The sequence below is a fragment of the Streptacidiphilus sp. BW17 genome (genome assembly GCF_041262485.1).
Lineage (GTDB): Bacteria > Actinomycetota > Actinomycetes > Streptomycetales > Streptomycetaceae > Streptacidiphilus.
On the sequence record NZ_JBGCCR010000002.1, the window covers coordinates 221,244 to 243,031 of the forward strand.

Consider the following 21,788-nt stretch of genomic DNA (forward strand, 5'->3'; position numbering starts at 1 on the left):
CAATGCGTAAAAAGCCAGCTGACGGAGCCACCCCAGGACGGCACCGTCCCCAGTTCGACCCGACCGTCCCGTCCGCCTGGTGCGGGTGGGTGCTGGGACGTGCGCTGGTGGTCCTGCTGGTGCTCGGCGTCCTGAAAATACCGCACATGATGGACGTGACCAGCGACGTCAAGGTGATCTACCAGGGCTGGGCCGAGGTGCTGCGCTCCGGGACGTTTCCGATGGACGACGTCACCTGGCAGTATCCGCCGCTGGCCGCCCTCGTGATGCTGGCTCCGCTTGCGGTGCCCGCGTCCTACTTCGTCGGCTTCGTGGTGCTGATCGGCCTCTGCGACGCGCTCGGCCTGTGGCTGCTGCTGCGTCTCCGCCGCTCCGGGACCGAGCGGACCGATGGGACATCCCGCAACAGGGCGGGCGTCTGGCTCTGGGTGGTGGTGCCGCCGCTGCTCGGGCCGACGCTGTACGCCCGGTTCGACCTGGTGGTCACCGTCGTGGCGATGGCCGCACTGGTCGCGCTGGTCCGGCGGCCGAAGCTGGCCGGGGTGCTGACCGCCGTCGGCGCGATGCTGAAGGTGTGGCCGGTGCTGCTGCTGATCGGCGCGGGTCGCGGACGGCGCTGGCGCAAGGTCGTGACGTCGTGCGCGCTGAGCGCGGCGCTGGTCGGCTTCCTCTTCCTGGTCTCCACGCACGGCGCGTTCTCCTTCCTCGGCTTCCAGGAGGGCCGGGGCATCGAGGTGGAGTCGCTGGGCGCCCTGCCGTTCCTGTTCGCCAGCGTCTTCCTGCACTGGCAGGGCACCGTGGCGATGAACTACGGCTCGCTCGAGGTGCTCGGCCCGCATGTGGCCACGATGAGCGGGGTGATGGTGGCGAGCTCGGTGATCGCCTTCGCCCTGCTCGCGCTGTGGCGGCTGCGCGTCCGGAACTGGACGCCCGCGACCGCCGCCGACGCGGGGCTGACCGCGGTGCTGCTCTTCGTGGTGACCAGCCGGGTGATCAGCCCGCAGTACCTGCTGTGGCTGGTCGGGCTGGCCGCCGTCTGCCTCACGCTGCGGGGCTCGGTGATGCGACCGGTGGCGTGGCTGGTGGCGGTGGCGGTGCCGGTGACCACGGTCGAGTTCCCGTTCATGTTCGGCCAGCTGACCGGCCGGACCGAGCTGGGCCTGGTGATCATAGGGACCCGCAACCTGCTGCTGCTCGCCGCGGCGGTGCTGGCCTTCGTCCGGCTCTGGCGGGCGACCGTCTCCAGCGCGTCGCCCGAACTGCCGCAGGTGCCGGACGCCGTGGAACGCGAGCGCGACGCCGAAGAGGTCAGCGCCTGAGCGCCGCCTCCACGTCCGCGCGCCACTGCGCGGTGAACGCGGCGGTGCCGACGCCCAGCGTCGAGTGGAGCGCGTCGTCCACCGCCGCGTCCTGCCCACCCCGGCCGCCGGTCGCGGCGACGGCGGCGTAGAGCGCGACCAGCTTGGCCTGTCCGTGGTGCAGCACGACGCTGCGGCAGGCGAACCAGGCCTTCTGGTACGCCTCCTGCAGGGCGGGTGCGGTGCCGGCGAAGTCGGCGTCGGCGGGCAGGGCCGCCAGCAGCCGGGCTGCAGCGCCCGAGCTGCCCGGGCCGCCGGAGGTCAGGGCGCTGCCGAGTTCGACGGCGATCTGCTGCGGGGTACGGCCGGTGCCGAGGTAGCCGGTCCAGTCCGCAACGCCCTCGGAGAGCCAGCGCGGCGTCCAGGTGACGGTCTCCGCGCGGGTGGCGACGTGCGTGGTCTCGTGGGTGGTGACGACCCGTCGGCCCAGAGCGCTGAGACCGTCCCAGGCGACCGGGTTGAGCGTGATCCGCTCGGTCCGGCCGAGTTCGGACGCACCCAGCTCGCCGGTGGTGACGGCGGCGATGTCGGCGAAGGCCGCCGGATCGGCGTCGAGCAGCGCACCGAACTGGTCGCTCGCCAGCGGGGCCAGCACGACGGTGCGCTGTCCCCACCTGGTCCCCCAGACGGCGCTGACGGCCGGGACCGCGCGGTCGGCCTCCGCGCCGATCGCGGCCAGGGTGGCCGGGTCGCGCAGTCCGAGGACCAGGCTGTACCGGCCGCGGACCGCCCGGACCGGGCCGAGGTCCCAGATCAGCACGGTGCCGCCGGGGTGGTCCCCGCCCTCGGTGCCGTCGGATGCCAGCAGCCAACGGCCGTCGGGCTGCCGCTCGAAGGTCAGGTACTGGGTCGCGGTCTCCAACTGCGCGTCGAAGCCCGCCAGCCGGTAGCCGAGCTCGACCGCCACGGCCACCCGCTCCCCCGCCCCGAGGACCGGCGACAGCGGGAACGCGTCGAGCGCGGTGACCCGGTAGCGCCAGTCGCCCAGCGGCACCTCGGCCAGGTTGGCGACCAGCGTGTACTGACGCCGCCTCAGGTCGGTCGCCACCGAACCGCCGCTCGCGACGGGGACGACGGTGGCCGCCAGTGCGGCGGCGTCGCGGGCCAGGACGGCGGCGGCCCGGCGGGCCAGCGTCTGCTCGACCTCGACCGCCCGCTGCTCACGCCGGTCGTCGGCGGCGTCCGCCCACGCCGCCCAGGCCGTCGCGCCGCCAGCCGCCGCCACCAGGGCCGCGCCGCTGACCAGCACCCGTCGGCGGGTGAGTCCTTGACCGGCCGCCATCAAGGGCGGACCACCGCGGCGATCGGCATGTCGCGCATGTTCTCGTAGCGGACCCGGGCGCCGGGGTACGGGGCGTGGATGACCATGCCGCTACCCGCGTACATGCCGACGTGGTGCATGTCCCCGAAGTAGATCACCAGGTCTCCCGGACGGATCTCCGACACCGGCACGCGTCGCCCGGCGAAGGCCTGCTCCTGCGACGTACGCGGCAGCGACACCCCGCCGTGCCGCCAGGCCCAGTACATCAGACCGGAGCAGTCGAACGCGCCAGGACCCGTCGCGCCGTAGACGTACGGGCTGCCGATCGCGCTCCGGGCCGCCGCCAGCGCCGCCGCGGCGGCGGAGTCGGCCGGGCCCTGGTCCGGAGGCAGTACCGAATCGGCTGCCTGGGCGGCGAGCTGGGCCGAGGCGTCCTCGGCCTGCTGCAGCTGGTCGCGCTGAGCCGCCGTCAGCGAGCCGAGCAGCGCCTGGGCGGCGCCCAGCCGGCGCTGCGCCTCGGCCTTGGTGGTGGAGATGGTCCGCCGCACCTGCTCCAGCTCGCTGTACTGGGCCAGCACCTCGGCCTTGCCCTGCTCGATCTCGCGCTCGACACCGCTCAGCTGGACCAGCTCGTCGGCGGTACCGGCGTCCACCTCGTCGAGCGAGGCGGCGCGGCTGAGGTAGTCGGCCGGATGGGCGCTGAACAGCAGCTGCATCACCGGGTCCATGCTGCCGCTCTGGTACTGCTCGGTGGCCACCTCGCCCAGCCGCGCCGCGAGCGCGTTGGCGCTCGCCTGCTCCTCGGCCAGCGTCTGCTGCAGCAGCGAGGCGCGGTGCTGCAGTCGGGCCGCCCGCTCCTGTGCGCTGTCGGCCTGCTGCCCGACCGACTCGGACTGCGCGTAGAGGGCGTCGACTTGCTGCTGCACCTCGTCCGGGGTGAGACTGCCGCTCGCGCCGGCTGTGCCGGCCCCGCCGGGGACGGGGTCGGCGTGCGCGCCGCCGGGGGCCGTGAGCATCGCGGCGGTCGCCGCAGCGACGGTCACCGCGGCTCGCGACAGCACTGACGGTCCGACGCGTCTGCCTCGTCGATGGGACGCCACCTGCTCGCTCTCCGCTCTCCGCTTGTCGAGGACCATCAGGTCCAGGGTTCTCCCGGATGATCTCCGGGACGGAACCGAGCGCTGACGTTAGCGATTCGGACAGAAGCAGTCCAAGCTCCCAAGAGCTGAAAAATCACATCGAATGCCGCTCAGGTGAACGAGTCTGCTGGTCGCCCCGAGGTTCCGCACCTGCCCAGGACACCGACCCACCACGAAGGAGGACACTCCCGTACGGCCGTCCGAGTGAGGCGGGGTGAGCCGGGGTGAACGCGAACGGGCCCCGCTCCGGATCGGAGCGGGGCCCGTGGCACGCGACATGAGCCGCGATCAGATGTGACGCATCGCGTAGATGCTGCCGACCGTGTCGATCGACTCGTAGCGGACGTCCGCGCCCGTGTGCGGGGCGTGCAGGATCATCCCGTTGCCCGCGTACATGCCGACGTGCGAGTCGTCGTTGAAGAAGACGAGGTCACCCACCTGCAGGTCGGCCGTGGAGCTGACCGCCGTGCCGGCGTCGATCTGGTCGTAGGTGGTGCGGCCGATGGAGACGCCCGCCTGCGCGTAGGCCCACTGCATCAGGCCGGAGCAGTCGAAGGAGCTCGGGCCGGTCGCGCCCCAGACGTAGGGCGAGCCGATACGGGTCTGCGCCGCGGCGAAGGCGGCGGCCTCCACCGAGTTGCCCGCCGTGGACGAGCCGAGGTTGACCGAGCCGCCGGAGCTGCCGGAGTTGGCCTTGGCGGCGGCGGCCTCCGCGGCCTGGTTGGCGGCGGCCTGCGCACGGGCAACGGCGGCCTGCTGGGCCGCGGTCATCGAGTTCAGCAGCGCCTGGGTCTGCGCGATCTTCTGCTGGACCTGCGACTTCTGCGCGGACAACTGCTTGTTGGTGGCCTGGATCTGCTGGAGCGCCTGCTCGGCCTGGGCCTTCTGGCCGCCCAGGGCCTGCTCGGCGGTCTTGAGCGCCTGGATCTGGCTCGCCTGGCTGTCCGTGACCTGGCCCAGCGAGGAGGCCTTGGTGAGGTAGTCCGTCGGGCTCGAGGAGAGGAGCAGCTGGACGGTCGGGTCGACGGCGCCGTCCGCGTACTGCTGGTTCGCGATCTCGCCGACCGACTCGAGCTTGGTGTTGACGTCCGCCTGCTGACGGGCGATCTGCTGCTGCAGAGTGTTGACCTTGCCCTGCTGCTGCTGGAGCTCCGACTGAGCCTGGTCGTACTTCTGGATCGCGGTGTCGGACTCGACGTTGAGCTGCTGGAGCTGGGCCTGAAGCTGGCTGATGGTCGGCTTCGGCGCTGCCTGCGCCGTCTGGGCCGAGACCGCGACCGCGGTGGCGGCGGCTGCCGTGAGAACGGTTATGCGGGTACGACTGGGGGACTTGGGACGACGATGGGACGCCACGAAGGCGACACTCCTTCTTCCTACGTCCGCCTACCGGGTGAGCTGACGGGTTCGGACCAGGAAGTAGGCCCTACGACGCTTCATCGGTCCGGATTCACACCGGCCGACCGGGCGCCGATTCACCCCGAGGAAGGTGGGTCCCCGGCTCCGACTCGACGGCTTCCCCAGTTGGGCCGCCCTGGGTGCCGGATGGCCCTGCCGCGTCGTCGAACTCGACGGTAACCGCCGCTGTCGCCCGGGATGGGCGAACGCCTGCGCGGAGGTTCGGCCCATGACCCTAGTGACCGAACCGTGATCAGTTCAAATCCTTGTCAGAAAAAACACGAGTCACTTACGACGACTCGTCACCCAGGGGACACAACGTAGCCACGCCATGACCAACAGCCATGACATGGGGGCCAATTCGGTCATTCGCCCGCAGGATGAGGCGATTTCGTGCGCATGACCTGTGAGTGGATTCACAGATCCGTCGGCGCGCCACATTCCGGCGCGTCAGCTGACGCACCGGAACACTGACAGACGAGATCACATGCGGCGGATCGCGACAATCGAGCCGAAGTAGGACAACGGCTGCACCGAGACGTCGTAGCCGTACTCCGGCGCGTTGAGCAGCATGCCGTTTCCGGCGTACAGGCCGACGTGGCCGCCCTGCTCCAGGACGATGATGTCGCCGGGCTGTGCGTCGGCCAGGCTCGCCACCGGCGAACCCACCGACTCGTCGGAGTAGGAGGAGTGCGGCAGCGAGACGCCCGCCTGGCCGTACGCCCACATGACCAGGCCCGAGCAGTCGAAGCCGGACGGGGTCGAACCACCCCACAGGTAGGGGGTCTTGCCGATCCACTGCTCGGCCGCCAGCATCGCGGTGCGCGCCGTGGAGGAGATGCCGCTCAGGTCGATGGTGCCGTTCCAGTTGCTGGTGGAGCCGCCGCTGCCGTAACCGCCGCCGTTATTGGCGTTGTTGACCGCGGCCTGCTCGGCGGCAGTCAGCGTGCTGAGGATCGACTGCGCGTGGGCCAGCTTGGCCAGCGCCTCCGACTTCGCCGCGCTCATCTGCGAGAGCAGCGCCTGCTCCTGGGCCAGCTCGGACGCGGCCTGGGTCTTCTCCCGGTTGAGCGTCTCCTCCTGGGCCACCAGCTGGGACAGCTCGGAGGTCTGGTTGGCGGTGAGCTCGTCCTGCGAGGTGGCCTGGTCCAGGAAGTGCTGCGGGTCCGAGGAGAGCAGCAGCTGCACGGTGGGGTCGATCTCGCCGGACGCGTACTGCGCGTTGGCGATCTGCCCGAGCTGGCCCAGCTCGTTGTTGATCTGCGCCTGCTGACGCGCGATCTCCTGCTGGATGACCGCCACCTTCTGCTGCAGGTTCTGCTGCTGCTGGTGGGCGTTGTCGTACTGCTCCGTCTTGACGGATGCGTCCTGGCGGTCTGCGTCCACCTGGGTCTGGGCGTCCTTGACCGAGACGGTCGGGGCAGCCTGGGCAGCGGTCTGGGCGGACAACGCCACCACGGTCGCCGCTGCCGCGGTCAGCACGGACACGCGGGCACGGCTGGTCTGCCTGGGACGACGATGATTGGCCACGACGGATGCAATCCCTTCACACGCGGACTCGTCCGCATGCACGACAGAGTGCACGGCTGAAACACGATGTTTGGAACACGAGTGCGGACGTTTGCGCGATGACAATAGTGATTGAGGAGGCCTCGTGTCTTCCCCGTGACCGGATCGGACGTCCGCTCTTAACAAAGCCTCAAGATCACGAAGCCGCCCACGCGCGTCGCGGACCGTCACAAAGCCCAGGTCAGAAGCGCTCATTGGCACTCCGCCACGCATCGCCCCCAAACAAGCACGCGCGCTGGGAAGTGGCGTTCGCAACATCCTCGCCACCCCGTCACGAGCGGATCAGCCGCCGCAGCAGCATCGTGGACGGGACCGGGCGTGCGCCCGATTTGCGCACTCCGTCCGCTACTTCACGGTCTGTCGAGACCACCACGACCGGTCGTCCCTCCGGTTCCGCGCGGACCAGACGGCGGATCAGCTCGTCGGCGGTCTCCCCGGTCCGGCTGAACAGCACCCGCACCCCGCGCGGCGGCGGCGCCATCGGGATCGGACCGTCCAGGTCCTGCCCGTCGAAGACGCAGGTGATCTCGGCACCGGTCTGCGCCGCCAGCAGGCCGAGCCCGCGCAGCAGCTGCTGACGCTGCCGGTCCAGCGCCATCCCGGGCCAGCCGGTCTTGGTGACGTTGTATCCGTCGACCAGCAGGTGGACCTGCGGCAACTGGAGCAGCTGCTCCAGCAGGGCGGGGTCGTCCCCCTCCAGCGCCCGGCGGGCCACGTCGTGCGGCGAGGCGGCAACCGGCGAGACCGCCTCGACCGAGTCGGCCGGACGGCCGCTCAGCGGCGCAAGGCCGAGCTCGCGTTGGAGGCCCTGGGCGCCCTGGACCACGGTGTCGAGCAGCAGCCGCAGCCGCATCTCCTCCGCCGAGCGCCCCTCGCGCGCCGCGCGCCGGGAGGCCTCCAGCGCCGTCTCCAGCTCGGCCACGCGGTGCTTGAGCCGGCGCACCTCGCTGTCCTGCGCCCCCCGCTCGGTGGCCCCGGTCGCGCGCAGCGCCTCCAGCTCGGCCACCGCCTTGCGGGTGGCGGCCTCGGCGCGCTTGGTGTCGGCGGCCAGCGAACGCAACTGACGGCGCAGGCTGTCGCCGTCCTTCCGGGCCACGTCCAGGTCGGCCTTGGCCCGCTCGGCTTCGGTACGGGCGGCGGCGCGCAGGGCGACGAGCTCGTCCTGGAGCTTCTCGGCCAGCCGGGCCGACTCCGCTGCGGCGCCCTCGTGTTCGGCGCGCTCGACCTCCTCGCCGACGCCCTCCACGATCCGGGTCCAGCCCGCGGTGCGCAGCAGGTACGCGGCGGCGGCCACGTCCTGCGGGTCGGCGGCAGCCGGGACGGTACCGGCCTCCAGCGCGGCGACCAGGTCCGGCTGGCCCTGCCGGAGCCGCTCGGCGATCCGGGAGCGGAACAGCGAGTCGGTCTCCAGTGCGGCGGCGATCGCGGTGGCCCCGCGCTTGACGCGGGCTTCGCGGGTGAACTTCCCGTAGGGACGCAGCCGGATCGGCAGGTCGCCCGCCGCGAGGCCGCCGAGCGCGTCGGCGGCGATGCCGACCACCCGGCGCCGCACGCCCTCCGGCAGCGGGCGCGCAAGCGCCTCGCCGCCCTCGGGCAGCGCGGGGTCACCGCCCTCCGCGGGCGTCGACGCCTGGTCTGGCTGCTCCACCTGATCCGCTCCGATCCGCTCCGGGGGACGTACCGCCCGGACCGCTATTCTCCCCGCCGACGCCCCCCGCCTGTCGCTCCGCCACGTCCGCCGTGTCCCCGGCCCGTCTCGGGGTCGCCCCCGACGGCGGACTACTTCTGACGTGCGGCCTGCTCGGCGGCCTCGGCCTCGGCGCCGGGGCGGTCCACCAGCTCGATCTGGTCGACGGCGTCGCACCAGCGGCAGCGCACCGACTCGACGGTCTCGCTGAGCACCTCGCGCTCCTCGACGGTGGGGTCCCCGGCCAGGTCCAGATGGACGAACTCGACGACCCGTGAGGAGCGGGTGACGTCGAAGCGGGTCAGGTTGCCGCACAGGGTGCAGCGCCAGCGGGTTCCCTCGGTGGGAAGCGGGACGGCCATGGCGAGATCCTCTCGTCGGCGGGCAGCGTCAGCGAGCTGTCCGGTAAACCCTATGGCCTGGGCGCTGCCCTCGGGCACGGTCCCCCACAGGCCTCCACGAACGGGTGTCAGATTCGTCCGGAGAAGGAATGCTTTGTCCATGGTGACCATGGCGACCCCGGCGGATCCGGCACCCCCGGCGGCTCCGACGACTGCTGACGGCGTTCCCCGACCGGTGCCGTTCGTCCCGGTCGCGACCTACGGACTGATCGCGCTCTGCGTCCTGGTCTTCGTGGTCGGCCCGGTCTCCGGCCTCGACCCCCTCTACGGCTCGGGCACGCTCCGGGCCTGTGCCGAGACCGCGTACTACCACCGCTGGGGCGTGGTCCCGGCCGAGCTGCTCCACAACGCGGTGCTCCGACTGCACCTCTCACACCGGTGCCCGACCGACACCGGCCTGCCCAAGGTCCCGGCACTCTCGGTGCTCACCGCCATGTTCGTCCACGGCGGCTGGCTGCACCTGGCGGGCAACATGCTCTTCCTCTTCGTCTTCGGCGCGATGGTGGAGGAGCGGATCGGCCCGGTGGCCTTTCTCCTCTTCTATGTGGCACTCGGTTATCTGGCCACCTACGGCTACGCCCTCTTCGAGGCGGGCAGCCCGGGCGCGACGCAGACCCTGGTCGGTGCGTCGGGCGCGATCGCGGGCGTACTCGGGGCATACCTCTGTCTCTATCCCCGGGCACGGATCACCAGTCTGATCCCCTTGCTGCTCTTCCTGCCGCTCCGGTTCCCCGCCTGGCTGGTGCTGGGCTTCTGGTTCCTGGTGCAGTGGCTCTCCATCCGCGCCACCGACCCGTCCGTCCCGGGCGTAGCCTACGCCGCCCACCTGATCGGCTTCGCCGGCGGCTTCGCCTTCGCCTGGCTGCTGTGGCGTCGCGGCGGGCGGCGCAGCGGGCAGCGGGGAGGCCGACGCGGTCGCGGGGTCGCGCGTCCGGCCGCAGCACTAGCATGTGAGAGCCCGCATCCCGCGCGACAGGAGACTCCGTGATCACCGCCATTGTCCTCATCAAGGCCAGCGTCGACCGGATCCCGGAGATCGCGGAGAGCATCGCGGCGCTGGACAACGTCACCGAGGTCTACTCGGTCACCGGCGGCTGGGACCTGATCGCCGTCGTGCGGGTGCGCGCGCACGAGGAGCTGGCCGACGTGATCCCCGGTCAGGTCAACAAGGTTCCGGGCGTCGCGCACACCGAGACGCACGTGGCGTTCCGCACCTACTCCTCCCACGACCTGGACGCGGCCTTCGCCATCGGGCTCGACGACTGAGCCGCGCCCCGTCTCCCGTACCGTTCAGCCGCGACGGGTGTCCGGCACGCAGCGACCGCCCTCGGTGCGGTAGGACCACTGCGCCCCGTCGGTCACCAACTCCCGTACGGCGTGCAGGAACCGGTCCACGTGCTCGACCGGCGTGCCGGCGCCGAAGCTGACCCGGATCGCGTTCAGACTGCGCTCCCCCGGCAGGGACGCCTCCGGCGCGCCGCACTGGGAGGGAGCGGCTTCCTCGCCCCCGAGAAGCGTCCGCACCAGCGGGTGCGCGCAGAACAGACCGTCGCGCACGCCGATCCCGTACTCGGCGGAGAGCGCGGCGGCGAAGTGCGAGCTGTTCCAGCCCTGCACCACGAAGGAGAGCACGCCCACGCGCGGGTGGTCCTCCCCGAAGAGCGTCAGCACCCGTACCTGCGGCACCTCCGCGAGGCCCGCCCGCAGCCGGTCGATCAGCTGCTGCTCGCGCTCCTGAAGCGCGTCGAACCCGATCTCGGTCAGCGCCCGGCAGGCCGAGGCGACGGCGTAGGCACCGATCACGTTCGGCGAGCCCGCCTCGTGCCGGGCCGGGCCCTGGTGCCACTCGACGGCGACGGAACCGTCCACCTCCCGCGCCACGGTACGGCTCGCGCCGCCGCCCGCGAGGTACGGCTGCGCGTCGTCGAGCCAGTCGGCACGTCCCGCCAACACCCCTGCGCCGAACGGCGCGTAGAGCTTGTGCCCGGAGAAGGCCACCCAGTCCACGTCCAGCTCGCGCACCGAGACCCGATGGTGCGGCGCCAACTGCGCGGCGTCCAGCACGATGCGCGCACCGTAGGCGTGCGCGGTGGCAGCCAGCTCCCGGACCGGCCAGATCTCCCCCGTCACGTTGGACGCGCCCGTGACGCACACCAGCTTCGGTCCCCCGCCTGCGGCGCGCAGCGCCTCGTCCAGCGCGGCCACGGCCTGCTCCGGCGAGCGCGGCGCGCGGAGGTAGGTGACCTCCAGGCCACGTCCCGGCCAGGGCAGCAGCGAGGCGTGGTGCTCGGTCTCGAAGGCGAAGACGCGGGTCCCGGCGGGCAGCGCGCCGGCCAGCAGGTTGAGCGAGTCGGTGGTGGCCCGGGTGAAGACGACCTGGTCGCCCTCACGCAGGTCGAGGAAGTCCGTGACCGTCGCCCGGCTCTGCTCGAACAGGTCCGTGGACAGCTGCGAGAGGTACCCCGCGCCCCGGTGGACGCTGCCGTAGTACGGCGCGTACGCGGCGACGTCGTCCCAGACCCGCTGGAGCGCGGGCGCGCTGGCGGCGTAGTCGAGCGCGGCGTAGGTGACCTTCTCGCCGGAGACCAGCGGGACCTCGACGTCCCGGCCGAGGACCTCGAGCGGAGCGCAAACAGTCACATGCTCAGAAATAGTGACATTACGGGCGACGACAGACATGGCGGTACCTCCGGAAGTTGCACATGGGTATGCGAACGAACCCCGGGCTACGGGGCAGGGAACGGAGAGTTGGAGGCGCTGAGAGCCTCTACCGCATTCGCTTCGACACGAGAACACTCCTCGGGAGATCCGCGCTTGCCTGGCGGCGTTCTCGCCACAGGCCTGGTCGTCACCCGGAGGCACCCCACCACGGTTGGAGGGTTGCCGGACAGCGAGCCGGGGCTTCAGCGGCTGACGCCGCGTGCTATCACTCGTGACCTGTCAGGGAGTATGGCAGATGTTCACTCCGTGGGCGAAGCGCGTTTCAGATAATGGGACGCTGCACTGTCCAGGGGCGCGGCGGAGCCGCACTTCAGCAGAGCCCCGCGCCCCTGGAGGTACCGCAACTACCCCTTCGAGGTCGCGTTGGCCCACTCGGCCAGCTTGCGCTCCGCCGCGCCCGAGTCGATCGACTCGGCGGTCCGCTCCATCGCGGAGCGCATCTGCTCCACGAACGGCGCGGTGGAACCGCCCTGCTCCAGCGCCACCAGCGCCGACGCGCTGTTCAGCACCACCGCGTCCCGGACGGGGCTCCGCTCGCCCGCCAGCACCCGTCGGGCGACCTCCGCGTTGAAGGACGCGTCCGCGCCGCGCAGCGCCTCGATCGGGGCCAGGGAGATGCCGACCTCACGCGGGTCGAAGACGAACTGCTCGACCTCGCCTTCCCTCACCCGCCACACGGTCGAGGTCGTGGTGATGGTCAGCTCGTCCAAGCCGTCGTCGCCGCGGAAGACCAGCGACGAGTTGCCCCGGCGCGCCAGCACGCCGGCGATCAGACCGGCCATGCGCCGGTCGAAGCAGCCGACCGCGTTCGCGCCCACCCGGGCCGGATTGGTCAGCGGGCCGAGCAGGTTGAAGAAGGTGGGGACGCGCAGCTCCGCGCGCGCCGTCGCGGCATGCCGCATGGAGGGGTGAAAGACCGGCGCCGGACAGTAGGTGATGCCCGTCTCCACCGCGACCTCCGCCACCCGACGCGGCGTCAGGGCGAGGTTGACGCCCAGCTTCTCCAGCACGTCCGTCGCGCCGCTCGCGCTGGACGCGGCCCGGTTGCCGTGCTTGGCGACCCGCGCGCCCGCGCCCGCCGCGACGATCGCGGACATGGTGGAGATGTTGACGGTCTTGGCCCGGTCGCCGCCGGTACCGACGATGTCGACGGCGGGGCCGGGGACCTCGATCACCGTGGCGTGCGCGTACATCGCCTCGACCAGACCGGTGATCTCCTCCACCGTCTCGCCCTTGGCGCGCATCGCGACCATGAAGCCGGCCACCTGGGCCGGGGTCGCCTCGCCGGAGAAGATCTGGTCCATCGCCCAGGCGGTGTCCGCCGCGGAGAGGTCCTCGCCCGACAACAGCGGCATCAGGACGTCCGGCCAGGTGCGCACCCGCGCGGGGTCGTCGCCGCCGAACGCAGGATTGGAGTGCACCATGGCTGTCGCCTCTCGAAGGCCGGGTTCTGATCTGCCAGACCGGCCCAGCCTATCGAGCGGCACACCCTGCAAGACGCAAGATCTCACGCGGCGAGACGTACGTTCTCAGCCTGGCCCGCAGCTCACCGCGTCGGCGCCTCAGCCCGTCAACGCCTCAGCCCGTCAACGCCTCAGCTTGCCAGCGCCTCAGCTCGCCAGCGACGGACGGTGCCCGGGGCGCAGCAGCGCGCACGCCGTCTCCACCAGCGCGACCGGGTCGACCGGCGCCGGGACCGCCGCGTCGGCGTGGCTCCAGGTGGCGAGCCAGGAGTCCTGCGGACGGCCGATCAGCACCAGCACCGGCGGGCACTGGTAGATCTCCTCCTTCAGCTGGCGGCACAGGCCCATGCCGCCCAGCGGCACCGCCTCGCCGTCCAGCACCAGCAGGTCGACCCGCTTGGCGCCCTTGCTGTGCGCGTCCATCGCAGCCACGACCGCCGGCGCGGTGGCGCACTCGAAGTAGGCGAGCTCCGGCAGCTCCGCGTCCGGCCGCTTGCCGAGCGCCAGGCGCACCTGCTCACGGGTGTTCCGGTCGTCGCTGTAGACAAGGATGTTCAGTGCCATCGCTCGTACTCCCCCTCGGGTGTCATCGACGCGAGTGTGAATCGACGTGAGTGTGATCGGGGCCACTGCGGGGTGCTCGCTCCGGATGCTACTCGTGTCCCGCACGCCACAACACCGGGTGAACACAACACCGGGACAACGACGGTCTCCCCCGTAACGTGACGGCCGAGGCGTCGTCTTCCGCCGGACTCGGCCCGGACAGCCCCATCCCCTTCACTACTTCGAGGGACACCACGGCCCGTCGCGCAAGCGCGACACGCGCCGAATGGGCAGGCCATTCGAGGGAGAACAGGAAGATCGGCGAGGTCGGAGGGTACGTCACACCCCGGACACACCGAGGATGACCCCCCGGCGTTAGTGCGGAATAAGGGACCGACATAATGTCGGTCGTGGCGACAGCAACTGCAGTAGAAACCGGGCACGCACACGGTTCGGTCAACCGGCCGAACCTCACCAGCGTCGGAACCATCGTCTGGCTGAGTTCCGAGCTGATGTTCTTCGCGGCCCTCTTCGCGATGTACTTCACGCTTCGTTCGGTGACGGGTACCGCCTTCTGGCACTCGCAGAACCAGGCGTTGAACGTTCCCTTCTCCGCAACGAACACCACGATCCTGGTGCTCTCCTCGTTCACCTGCCAGATGGGTGTCTTCGCCGCCGAGCGCGGCGACGTGAAGAAGCTCCGGGCCTGGTTCATCGTGACCTTCATCATGGGCTCGATGTTCATCGGCGGTCAGATCTACGAGTACACGGAGCTGGTCAAGCACGACGGCCTTTCGCTGTCGTCCTCCCCCTACGGCTCGGTGTTCTACCTCACCACCGGCTTCCACGGGATGCACGTGACGGGTGGTCTGATCGCGTTCCTGCTGGTGCTCGGGCGCACCTATGCGGCCAAGCGCTTCACGCATGAGCAGGCGACCGCGGCCATCGTCGTGTCGTACTACTGGCACTTCGTCGACGTGGTCTGGATCGGCCTCTTCGCGACCATCTATCTGATCAAGTAGCAGGGCCGGACCGTCCTGACGGTCTACCGGACTCCAAGACGCTCCAGATCCTCACACCGGGGTTAATCCGTGAAAAAGCTCTCCGCACGACGGCGCCACCCGCTGGCAGCGCTCGTCGTCCTCATCTTCGCGCTGGCGTTCACCGGGGGGCTGTATGCCGCGCTCGCGCCGACGAGCAGCGCATCGGCCGACGCCAGCCAGTCCCTCCAGGTCGAGGAGGGCAAGCGGCTGTACCAGGTCGGCTGTGCCAGCTGCCACGGTCTGGAAGGACAAGGCACCAAGGACGGACCCTCCCTGGTGGGCGTCGGCCAGGCGGCCGTCGACTTCCAGGTCGGCACCGGCCGTATGCCCGCGCAGCAGCCCGGCCCCCAGGTGCCCGCGAAGAAGGTCATCTACAACCAGGCTCAGATCGACCAGCTCGCCGCTTTCGTCGGCACGCTGGGCGCGGGCCCGGCGATCCCCTCCGCCGACCAGTACACCGGTGGTGACGTCGCGGCAGGTGGCGAACTGTTCCGCACCAACTGCGCGCAGTGCCACAACTTCGCGGGCGCCGGTGGCGCACTGAGCGAGGGCAAGTACGCACCGCCGCTGGCGGGCGTCAGCGACAAGCACATCTACGAGGCCATGCTGACCGGCCCGCAGAACATGCCCCTCTTCCCTGACTCCACGATGCCGGAGCAGCAGAAGAAGGACATCGTCGCCTACGTCACCCACGCGACGAACAGCAACTCCAACCCGAGCTACGGCGGTATGACGCTGGGCTCCATCGGTCCGGTTTCCGAGGGTCTCTTCGGCTGGATCTTCGCGCTGGGCGCCCTGATCGGCGTGGCGATCTGGGTCGCTGCCCGCACCCCCAAGGCCAAGAAGTCATGACGAGCCAGGACAACATGTCTGAAGAACACCTGCCGGAGGCCTCGCACGGCCAGGGCGGCGAACCCGTCGTAGGACCTGACGGTTACTTCGCCGACCCGGGCCTGCCGCCCCACGAGCACCGCCGCACCGACATCGACGAGAAGGCCGCCCGCCGTGCGGAGCGCCAGGTCGCGATGTGGTTCATGCTGTCGATGGTGGCCACCGTGGCCTTCATCGCCAGCTATGTCATCTTCAAGCCGGGGCCGACGCACCACGTCTACATCTGGCCCATCGGCAACGTGGCCCCGCTGAACTTCGCCCTCGGCGTCTCGCTGGGCGTGTCGCTGTTCGCCATCGGCGCCGGCGCGGTCCACTGGGCCCGCACGCTGATGTCGGACGAGGAGCACATCTCCGAGCGTCACCCGATCGAGGCCACCCCGGCGGTCCGCGAGCAGGTCTTCTCGGACTTCCGCCAGGGCTCCAAGGAGTCGGGCTTCGGCCGTCGCAAGCTGATCCGCAACACGATGATCGGCGCCATGGCGATGGTCCCGCTCTCCGCGGTCGTGCTCTTCCGCGACCTGGGCCCGCTGCCGGAGAACAAGCTGGAGACCACCGGCTGGAAGGCCGGGATGCTCCTGAAGAACATGAACACCGGTGAACCGATCCAGGCCTCCGACGTCCAGGTCGGTTCGCTGACCTTCGCGATGCCGTCCGACCTCTCGGAGACGGACGACGACTTCCAGGAGCGCATCGCCAAGGACGCGCTGATGCTGGTTCGCATGCAGCCGTCCGACATCAAGGACAAGAAGTCGGCGTCCATGGGTTACCAGGGCGTGCTGGCCTTCTCCAAGATCTGCACCCACGTCGGTTGCCCGATCAGCCTCTACGAGCAGCAGACGCACCACGTCCTCTGCCCGTGCCACCAGTCGACGTTCGACCTGTCGGACGGCGCCCGCGTCATCTTCGGCCCGGCCGGTCACCCGCTGCCGCAGCTGCAGATCGGGATCGACACGACTGGCAACCTCGAGGCCCTCAACGGCTTCACCGCCCCCGTCGGCCCCGGCTTCTGGGAGCGCAGCGAATGAGTACCCACGCACACGAGGACTCCCACGTGGAGCAGATCGGCCACAGCGAGGCCGGCGTCGAGCAGAAGCACCTCGGCGAGAAGGCTGCAGACTGGGCGGACGGCCGCCTCGGCATCTACAACCTGGCCAAGTCCAACCTGCGGAAGATCTTCCCGGACCACTGGTCCTTCATGCTCGGTGAGATCTGCCTCTACAGCTTCATCATCATCATCCTGACCGGCGTCTACCTGACGCTGTTCTTCCAGCCCAGCATGGCCGAGGTCGTCTACCACGGCTCGTACGTGCCGCTGCAGGGCATCAAGATGTCCGCGGCGTACGAGTCGGCGCTGGACATCAGCTTCGACGTGCGCGGCGGTCTGCTGATCCGTCAGATCCACCACTGGGCGGCGATCGTCTTTGTCGCGGCCATGCTGGTGCACATGATGCGCGTCTTCTTCACCGGCGCGTTCCGCAAGCCGCGTGAGATCAACTGGCTGTTCGGCTTCCTGCTGCTCTTCCTGGGCATGTTCGACGGCTTCATGGGCTACTCGCTCCCGGACGACCTGCTGTCCGGTACGGGTATCCGCTTCATGGAGGGCGCGATCCTGTCGGTGCCGATCGTCGGCTCCTACCTGGCGATGTTCCTGTACGGGGGTCAGTTCCCGGGCAACGACATCATCCCGCGCTTCTTCACGATCCACGTGCTGCTGATCCCGGGCATCATGCTGGGCCTGCTGGTGGCCCACCTGATCCTGGTCTTCTACCACAAGCACACCCAGTTCGCGGGCCCCGGCCGCACCGAGAAGAACGTCGTCGGCATGCCGCTGATGCCGGTCTACATGGCCAAGGCCGGTGGCTTCTTCTTCCTGGTCTTCGGTGTCATCGCGTTCGTCTCGGCGATCGCCTCGGTCAACCCGATCTGGGCGTACGGTCCCTACCGCCCCGACCAGGTGTCCACCGACGCCCAGCCGGACTGGTACATGGGCTTCTCCGAGGGCCTGATCCGCATCATGCCGGGCTGGGAGATCCGGGCCTGGGGTCACACCCTGGTGCTGGGCGTCTTCATCCCGCTCGTGGTCTTCGGTCTGATGTTCGTCGTCATCGCGCTCTACCCCTTCATCGAGGGTTGGATCACCGGTGACAAGCGCGAGCACCACATCCTCGACCGCCCGCGCAACGCCCCGGTCCGCACCGGTCTGGGCGTCGCGTGGATCGTGGAGTACATCATCCTGCTGGTCGGCGGCGGCAACGACCTGTTCGCCACCCACCTGCACCTGTCGATCGACTCGATCACCTGGGCCTGCCGCATCCTGTTCTTCGTCGGCCCGGTCATCGCGTTCATCGTGACGAAGCGTTGGTGCATGGGTCTGCAGCGCGCGGACCGGGACAAGATCCTGCACGGTCGCGAGACCGGCACGATCAAGCGCCTGCCCCACGGTGAGTTCATCGAGGTCCACGCGCAGCTGCCGCAGGACGAGCTGTTCCGCCTCACCGCCCACGAGCAGAACGCCCCGGCCGAGCTGCCCCCGGCGGTCGACGAGAACGGCGTCAAGCGCAAGGTCGGTCGCGTCGCCAAGCTCCGCGCGAAGCTCTCCGACGGCTACTTCGGCCCGCAGAGCCAGATCGCGAAGCCGACGGCCGAGGAGCACGCCGAGCTCACCAGCGGCCACGGCCACCACTAAGCGCGCAGCGCACCTGCAGTAAGCCGCCGCCACAGCGGTAGGGCCCCCTCCCGAAGTCGGGAGGGGGCCCTTGCTGTTGCCGCCACGAGCGGGCAGACCACCTCCGCACCGGGTGGTTACTCGCGCAGTTCCCCGCGCCCCTGAGGCACCTGCAACTCCAGGTCCGTTCCTATCCTCCGGATGAACCCCTCCCAGCGGGCGACGAACTCCGGGTCGTGGGGGGAGAGTCCGGTCGCCATCCGGGTGATCTGCGGCAGCAGCGCCGGGTAGCTCGCCAGGGCGAAGCAGAGCAGGCGGAAGAGGGCCGGGTCCAGCTCCGGGTCGATCAGACCCGCTTCCTGGCGGCGTGTCACCTCCGCGATCTGCGCGCGGATGACCGGCTCGCGCTCGTCCTCCTTCGGAATCGTGCGGTCCCCGTACGCCAGCGCCTCGCGTTGGAGGTACGCGAGCCAGGCCGTGTCGGCCGACTCGTGCTCGCGGTAGTGGAAGGCGAGGAACTCGCCCAGCCGTTCCGGTGCCTGCTCAGTGCGGGTGAGCCGCTGGCCGCGGACGCGGCTGAGCAACTCGTCGAAGAACGACTGGCCGACCCGGCCGCCGGTGGCGAGGAACATCGACCAGGCGAAGCCGCCCGCCCAGCCCGGAAGGCGCTCGATCAGCGCGTTCGCAGGCTGTCCCGGGCTGACCGGCAGCCGGTGGACCAGCAGGGCCGCGCCCAGCAGCAGCGCCGCGCTGATCGGCATCAGCTCGCCGAACGCCGTGGTGTACGCCGCGCCCGGCGGCTGCGTACCGACGAGGCTGAAGAAGAGCAGCCCGAAGAGCGCGACGCCCAGCACGTTCGCCGTCTGCATCGACGTCGTGACGATGCCCGACGCGCCGCCCGCGTCCTGCGGTGGCACGCCGGAGAGAATGGTGCCGACCAGCGGGCTCATGCCGAAACCCTGGCCGATGCCGGTCAGCAGCATGGTGGGTGCCAGTGACCAGACCGTCAGCGAGCTCCCGGCGACCGCCGCCGTCGCGGCCGTGCCGAACAGACCCAGCGCCGCCAGCACGTAGCCGGCGCCGAGGACGTGGCGCCCCAGCATCGGGACCAGTCGGGGCGCCACCAGCGAGGCGGCGAAGAACCCCACCGCGCTCGGCGTGTAGACCAGCGCCGACTTCAGCGGAGAGAAGCCGAGCCCCGTCTGCAGGTAGACGGCGAGGGTGAAGAGGAACCCCGCGTAGGACATCATGAACAGGATCGCGATCGGCACGCCGCCGGCGAATCCCCTGTTCCGGAAGAGGTCCAGCCGTACCAGCGGCTGCCCGCCACGGGACGCGACGCCGCGCTCGAACCGCAGGAAGACCCAGCCCACCGGCAGCGACGCGACCAGCAGCAGCACCAGCCAGAGCGGCCACCCCTCATCCCTGCCCAGCAACAGCGGCACGCTGACCAGCAGCAGCAGCGCCGTCACCAGGCCGGCGCCGCCGAGGTCCAGCCGCGTCCGCGACTCGCTCCGGTCGTCCGGCAGCCACACCACGGCGGCCACCGCCGCGAGGATCCCTACGGGTACATTGACCAGGAAGACCGGCCGCCAGGTCCACCCGAACAGGTTCAGCGCCAGCAGCGCGCCCCCGATCAGCTGACCGGCGATCGACGCGATCCCGATCACCGCGCCGAAGACGCCCAGCGCCCTGCCGCGTTCGGCGCCCGTGTAGGTGGTCTGGATGATGGCCAGCACCTGCGGGTAGAGCATCGCCCCGCCGACGCCCTGCAACACCCGGGCCAGCACCAGCACCGGGATGTCCGGTGCCGCCCCGCACAGTGCCGAGGCGGCCGTGAAGACCAGCAACCCCAGCACGAACATTCGTTTGCGGCCCAGGATGTCCCCGAGCCGCCCGCCCGTCACCAGCAGCGACGCATAGGCGATGGTGTATCCGGAGACCACCAGTTCCACCGCGCCGAACCCCGCGTCGAGTCCGGAACGGATGGACGGGATCGCCACATTGACGATGGCGACGTCCAGGATCGCCATGAACGTTCCGACCAGCACGATCGGCAGCGTCAACCGTCTGCCGAGTTCTCTGCCTGCCACGCACCCCTCCCTCGATCACTCCCCTGATCACGCAGCACCCCATTGTGGAGGGGGCGCTCCGTGTTCGCAGGAGTTTTCGAAGGAGGGGTGCGTGGCCTCAGGTGTTCTGCCTCAGGTGCCCGGCCGGAGGTAACCCGCCGTCAGCGCGCCTGCGCCGCCCTGCCGCGTCGCGTCACCGCCCGCTGCGCCGGAGCCCGAAACGGACGCCGTCGTCGACGCCGTGGTCGACGCCGTCGTGGACGCCGTCGTGGACGCGGTGGTGGTGGAGGCCGTGGTGGAGGCCGTGGTCGTGGACGCCGTGGTCGTGGACGTCGAGGAGCTCGCCGCCGCGAGGTCCGCCGCCGTCACCGGCGCGGTGCGGACCGGGCCGCCGAGCGCGGTGCCCTGCTGCCACGCGGACCAGCTGAGGTTCCAGTCGCCGAAGCCGTTGCCGAACGGCTCCATCTGGTGGCCCGCGCTGTTGATCACCTGGACCAGGTCCCCCCGCCGGAAGGCGTTGTAGAACCACTCGGCGTTGCCGGTGCTCATGCCCGTGCAGCCGTGGCTGACGTTGGCGACGCCCTGGGAGCCGACCGACCAGGGCGCGGCGTGCACGAACTCGCCGCTCCAGGTGACCCGGGTGTCCCAGTAGACGTCCAGGTGGTAGGCGTTGGAGCTGTCCGCGGCGATGCCGACGGTCGAGGAGTTCATGAAGACCTCCTGCGACTGCTCCAGGACCACCTTGATGCCGTTGCGGGTGGAGAAGCCGGGCTTTCCGGTGGTCACCGGGATGCTGCGGATCTCCTGGCCGTTCTTGTAGACCGTCAGGTAGTCGCTGGCGGCGTCGGTGACCGCGAGCATCCGGTCCCCGGTGCGGAAGGCCACGGAGGCCGGAGCGCCCCCGTAGAGGCCGTTCTGGACGCGTGCGCCGCCGAGGTCGAAGGCGGCCGCGATCGTCGCGTGCGCCGGCCAGTAGGACTGCGGACGGAAATGCAGCGTCTTGTCGTCCACCCAGTACCAGCCGCCGACCACCTGTGGCGTGGAACGCACGGTCAGCGCCCGCTCCACGATCTTCCGCGCAGCCGGGTCGTGCACCGGCGCGCTGAGCGCGACGGCGATGGGTTCCCCGACGCCGTACACCGCGTGGTCGCCCGGGGTCATCGTCGCGGTGAGCAGCGCGGAGGAGTTGAGGGTGGTGAAGTCCCGCTGGACGCTGCCGCGTCCGTCGCCGTTCGCGGCGGTCACGTGGACCGTGTAGTGCGTAGCGATCGCCAGCGGGCCGCTGGAGCGCCAGGAGCGGCCGTCCGCGGCCAGCGTGCCCGCCACATGGCGGCCGTTGTCGGCGACGACGGTGACGTCGGTCAGCCGGCCGCCGTTCCTCGCGGTGATGACGACGGGCAGGTTCGGGTCGACGCCCGTCCTGCCGTCGGCCGTCGGGGAGACCTGGACCAGCGTGGCCGCGTCCACCTGGGCCGGCGGCTCGACTCCTCCCCCGCTGCAGGCCGTCAGGACCAGCGGGGTCGCCAGCACCGCGCCGGTGAGCAGACTGCGCACCCATACCGACTTCGCGGACTTCATGC

General features: G+C 70.5%; 18 protein-coding genes and 2 riboswitches. Of the genes, 7 read left to right on the forward strand and 11 right to left on the reverse strand.

From position 1 onward, the window contains the following. Positions 1 to 2: 2 nt before the first annotated feature. Positions 3 to 1,319, forward strand: a complete 1,317-nt coding sequence (locus ABH940_RS03090) for a glycosyltransferase 87 family protein (protein WP_370064782.1) — start codon at positions 3 to 5, stop codon at positions 1,317 to 1,319. Here ABH940_RS03090 and ABH940_RS03095 read toward each other — a convergent pair. The 6 genes from ABH940_RS03095 to ABH940_RS03120 form a co-directional block, all read right to left on the reverse strand. Continuing rightward, the gene (locus tag ABH940_RS03095) at positions 1,309 to 2,640 is read right to left on the reverse strand and encodes a hypothetical protein (RefSeq protein WP_370064784.1); all 1,332 of its coding nucleotides are present in this window, start codon (positions 2,638 to 2,640) and stop codon (positions 1,309 to 1,311) included. The two genes, ABH940_RS03090 and ABH940_RS03095, sit on opposite strands and share 11 nt — an antisense overlap. Further along, the gene (locus ABH940_RS03100) at positions 2,640 to 3,662 is read right to left on the reverse strand and encodes an NlpC/P60 family protein (protein WP_370064786.1); all 1,023 of its coding nucleotides are present in this window, start codon (positions 3,660 to 3,662) and stop codon (positions 2,640 to 2,642) included. The genes ABH940_RS03095 and ABH940_RS03100 overlap by 1 nt, the downstream gene beginning before the upstream one ends. Before the next feature lie 384 nt (positions 3,663 to 4,046). Next, positions 4,047 to 5,111, reverse strand: a complete 1,065-nt coding sequence (locus ABH940_RS03105) for an NlpC/P60 family protein (RefSeq protein WP_370064788.1) — start codon at positions 5,109 to 5,111, stop codon at positions 4,047 to 4,049. Positions 5,112 to 5,122: 11 nt separating this feature from the next. Next, a riboswitch (cyclic di-AMP (ydaO/yuaA leader) is annotated at positions 5,123 to 5,279 on the reverse strand. 357 nt (positions 5,280 to 5,636) lie between these two features. Further along, positions 5,637 to 6,641 (reverse strand): NlpC/P60 family protein, encoded by a 1,005-nt coding sequence (locus ABH940_RS03110; RefSeq protein ID WP_370104160.1) that lies wholly within the window; start codon positions 6,639 to 6,641, stop codon positions 5,637 to 5,639. A gap of 352 nt (positions 6,642 to 6,993) precedes the next feature. Continuing rightward, positions 6,994 to 8,370 (reverse strand): NYN domain-containing protein, encoded by a 1,377-nt coding sequence (locus tag ABH940_RS03115; RefSeq protein ID WP_370064792.1) that lies wholly within the window; start codon positions 8,368 to 8,370, stop codon positions 6,994 to 6,996. Between the two features lie 131 nt (positions 8,371 to 8,501). Then, on the reverse strand, positions 8,502 to 8,771 hold the full coding sequence (locus ABH940_RS03120) for a hypothetical protein (protein ID WP_370064794.1): 270 nt from the start codon (positions 8,769 to 8,771) through the stop codon (positions 8,502 to 8,504). 148 nt (positions 8,772 to 8,919) lie between these two features. Here ABH940_RS03120 and ABH940_RS03125 point away from each other — a divergent pair, with 148 nt between their 5' ends. Both ABH940_RS03125 and ABH940_RS03130 read left to right on the forward strand, forming a co-directional pair. Next, entirely contained in the window at positions 8,920 to 9,798 is an 879-nt protein-coding gene (locus ABH940_RS03125) for a rhomboid family intramembrane serine protease (RefSeq protein ID WP_370104282.1), read from the forward strand. Then, positions 9,795 to 10,076: an Lrp/AsnC family transcriptional regulator gene (locus ABH940_RS03130; protein WP_370064798.1), complete on the forward strand. Its 282-nt coding sequence runs from the start codon at positions 9,795 to 9,797 to the stop codon at positions 10,074 to 10,076. Before ABH940_RS03125 ends, ABH940_RS03130 begins: the two co-directional genes overlap by 4 nt. A 24-nt stretch (positions 10,077 to 10,100) precedes the next feature. On the opposite strand, the gene ABH940_RS03135 is transcribed toward ABH940_RS03130, so the two are convergent. The 3 genes from ABH940_RS03135 to ABH940_RS03145 form a co-directional block, all read right to left on the reverse strand. Continuing rightward, on the reverse strand, positions 10,101 to 11,489 hold the full coding sequence (locus ABH940_RS03135; protein ID WP_370064800.1) for an aminotransferase class V-fold PLP-dependent enzyme: 1,389 nt from the start codon (positions 11,487 to 11,489) through the stop codon (positions 10,101 to 10,103). A gap of 126 nt (positions 11,490 to 11,615) precedes the next feature. Further along, positions 11,616 to 11,748, reverse strand: a riboswitch (SAM riboswitch). A 127-nt stretch (positions 11,749 to 11,875) separates the two neighbouring features. Next, entirely contained in the window at positions 11,876 to 12,955 is a 1,080-nt protein-coding gene (gene trpD / locus ABH940_RS03140) for an anthranilate phosphoribosyltransferase (RefSeq protein ID WP_370104162.1), read from the reverse strand. Between the two features lie 186 nt (positions 12,956 to 13,141). Further along, the gene (locus ABH940_RS03145; protein ID WP_370064804.1) at positions 13,142 to 13,558 is read right to left on the reverse strand and encodes a hypothetical protein; all 417 of its coding nucleotides are present in this window, start codon (positions 13,556 to 13,558) and stop codon (positions 13,142 to 13,144) included. A gap of 380 nt (positions 13,559 to 13,938) precedes the next feature. Here ABH940_RS03145 and ABH940_RS03150 point away from each other — a divergent pair, with 380 nt between their 5' ends. From ABH940_RS03150 to ABH940_RS03165, 4 genes are all read left to right on the forward strand, one after another. Next, positions 13,939 to 14,559, forward strand: coding sequence for a heme-copper oxidase subunit III (locus ABH940_RS03150; protein ID WP_370064806.1), 621 nt, complete (start codon positions 13,939 to 13,941; stop codon positions 14,557 to 14,559). 69 nt (positions 14,560 to 14,628) lie between these two features. Continuing rightward, entirely contained in the window at positions 14,629 to 15,432 is an 804-nt protein-coding gene (locus tag ABH940_RS03155; RefSeq protein ID WP_370064808.1) for a c-type cytochrome, read from the forward strand. Then, positions 15,429 to 16,496, forward strand: a complete 1,068-nt coding sequence (locus tag ABH940_RS03160) for a Rieske 2Fe-2S domain-containing protein (RefSeq protein WP_370064810.1) — start codon at positions 15,429 to 15,431, stop codon at positions 16,494 to 16,496. Before ABH940_RS03155 ends, ABH940_RS03160 begins: the two co-directional genes overlap by 4 nt. Beyond that, positions 16,493 to 18,157 (forward strand): cytochrome bc complex cytochrome b subunit, encoded by a 1,665-nt coding sequence (locus tag ABH940_RS03165; RefSeq protein WP_370104164.1) that lies wholly within the window; start codon positions 16,493 to 16,495, stop codon positions 18,155 to 18,157. Before ABH940_RS03160 ends, ABH940_RS03165 begins: the two co-directional genes overlap by 4 nt. A 116-nt stretch (positions 18,158 to 18,273) precedes the next feature. On the opposite strand, the gene ABH940_RS03170 is transcribed toward ABH940_RS03165, so the two are convergent. Next, entirely contained in the window at positions 18,274 to 20,229 is a 1,956-nt protein-coding gene (locus ABH940_RS03170; RefSeq protein WP_370104166.1) for an MFS transporter, read from the reverse strand. A 111-nt stretch (positions 20,230 to 20,340) separates the two neighbouring features. After that, positions 20,341 to 21,786, reverse strand: a complete 1,446-nt coding sequence (locus tag ABH940_RS03175) for an Ig-like domain-containing protein (protein ID WP_370104167.1) — start codon at positions 21,784 to 21,786, stop codon at positions 20,341 to 20,343. Between the last annotated feature and the right edge of the window lie 2 nt (positions 21,787 to 21,788).

Coding starts and splice junctions, on each gene's coding strand:
- ABH940_RS03090 (WP_370064782.1), top strand. CDS start 3: ATGCGTAAAAAGCCAGCTGACGGAGCCACCCCAGGACGGCACCGTCCC.
- ABH940_RS03095 (WP_370064784.1), bottom strand. CDS start 2,640: ATGGCGGCCGGTCAAGGACTCACCCGCCGACGGGTGCTGGTCAGCGGC.
- ABH940_RS03120 (WP_370064794.1), bottom strand. CDS start 8,771: ATGGCCGTCCCGCTTCCCACCGAGGGAACCCGCTGGCGCTGCACCCTG.
- ABH940_RS03125 (WP_370104282.1), top strand. CDS start 8,920: ATGGCGACCCCGGCGGATCCGGCACCCCCGGCGGCTCCGACGACTGCT.
- ABH940_RS03135 (WP_370064800.1), bottom strand. CDS start 11,489: ATGTCTGTCGTCGCCCGTAATGTCACTATTTCTGAGCATGTGACTGTT.
- trpD (WP_370104162.1), bottom strand. CDS start 12,955: ATGGTGCACTCCAATCCTGCGTTCGGCGGCGACGACCCCGCGCGGGTG.
- ABH940_RS03145 (WP_370064804.1), bottom strand. CDS start 13,558: ATGGCACTGAACATCCTTGTCTACAGCGACGACCGGAACACCCGTGAG.
- ABH940_RS03150 (WP_370064806.1), top strand. CDS start 13,939: ATGTCGGTCGTGGCGACAGCAACTGCAGTAGAAACCGGGCACGCACAC.
- ABH940_RS03160 (WP_370064810.1), top strand. CDS start 15,429: ATGACGAGCCAGGACAACATGTCTGAAGAACACCTGCCGGAGGCCTCG.
- ABH940_RS03165 (WP_370104164.1), top strand. CDS start 16,493: ATGAGTACCCACGCACACGAGGACTCCCACGTGGAGCAGATCGGCCAC.
- ABH940_RS03175 (WP_370104167.1), bottom strand. CDS start 21,786: ATGAAGTCCGCGAAGTCGGTATGGGTGCGCAGTCTGCTCACCGGCGCG.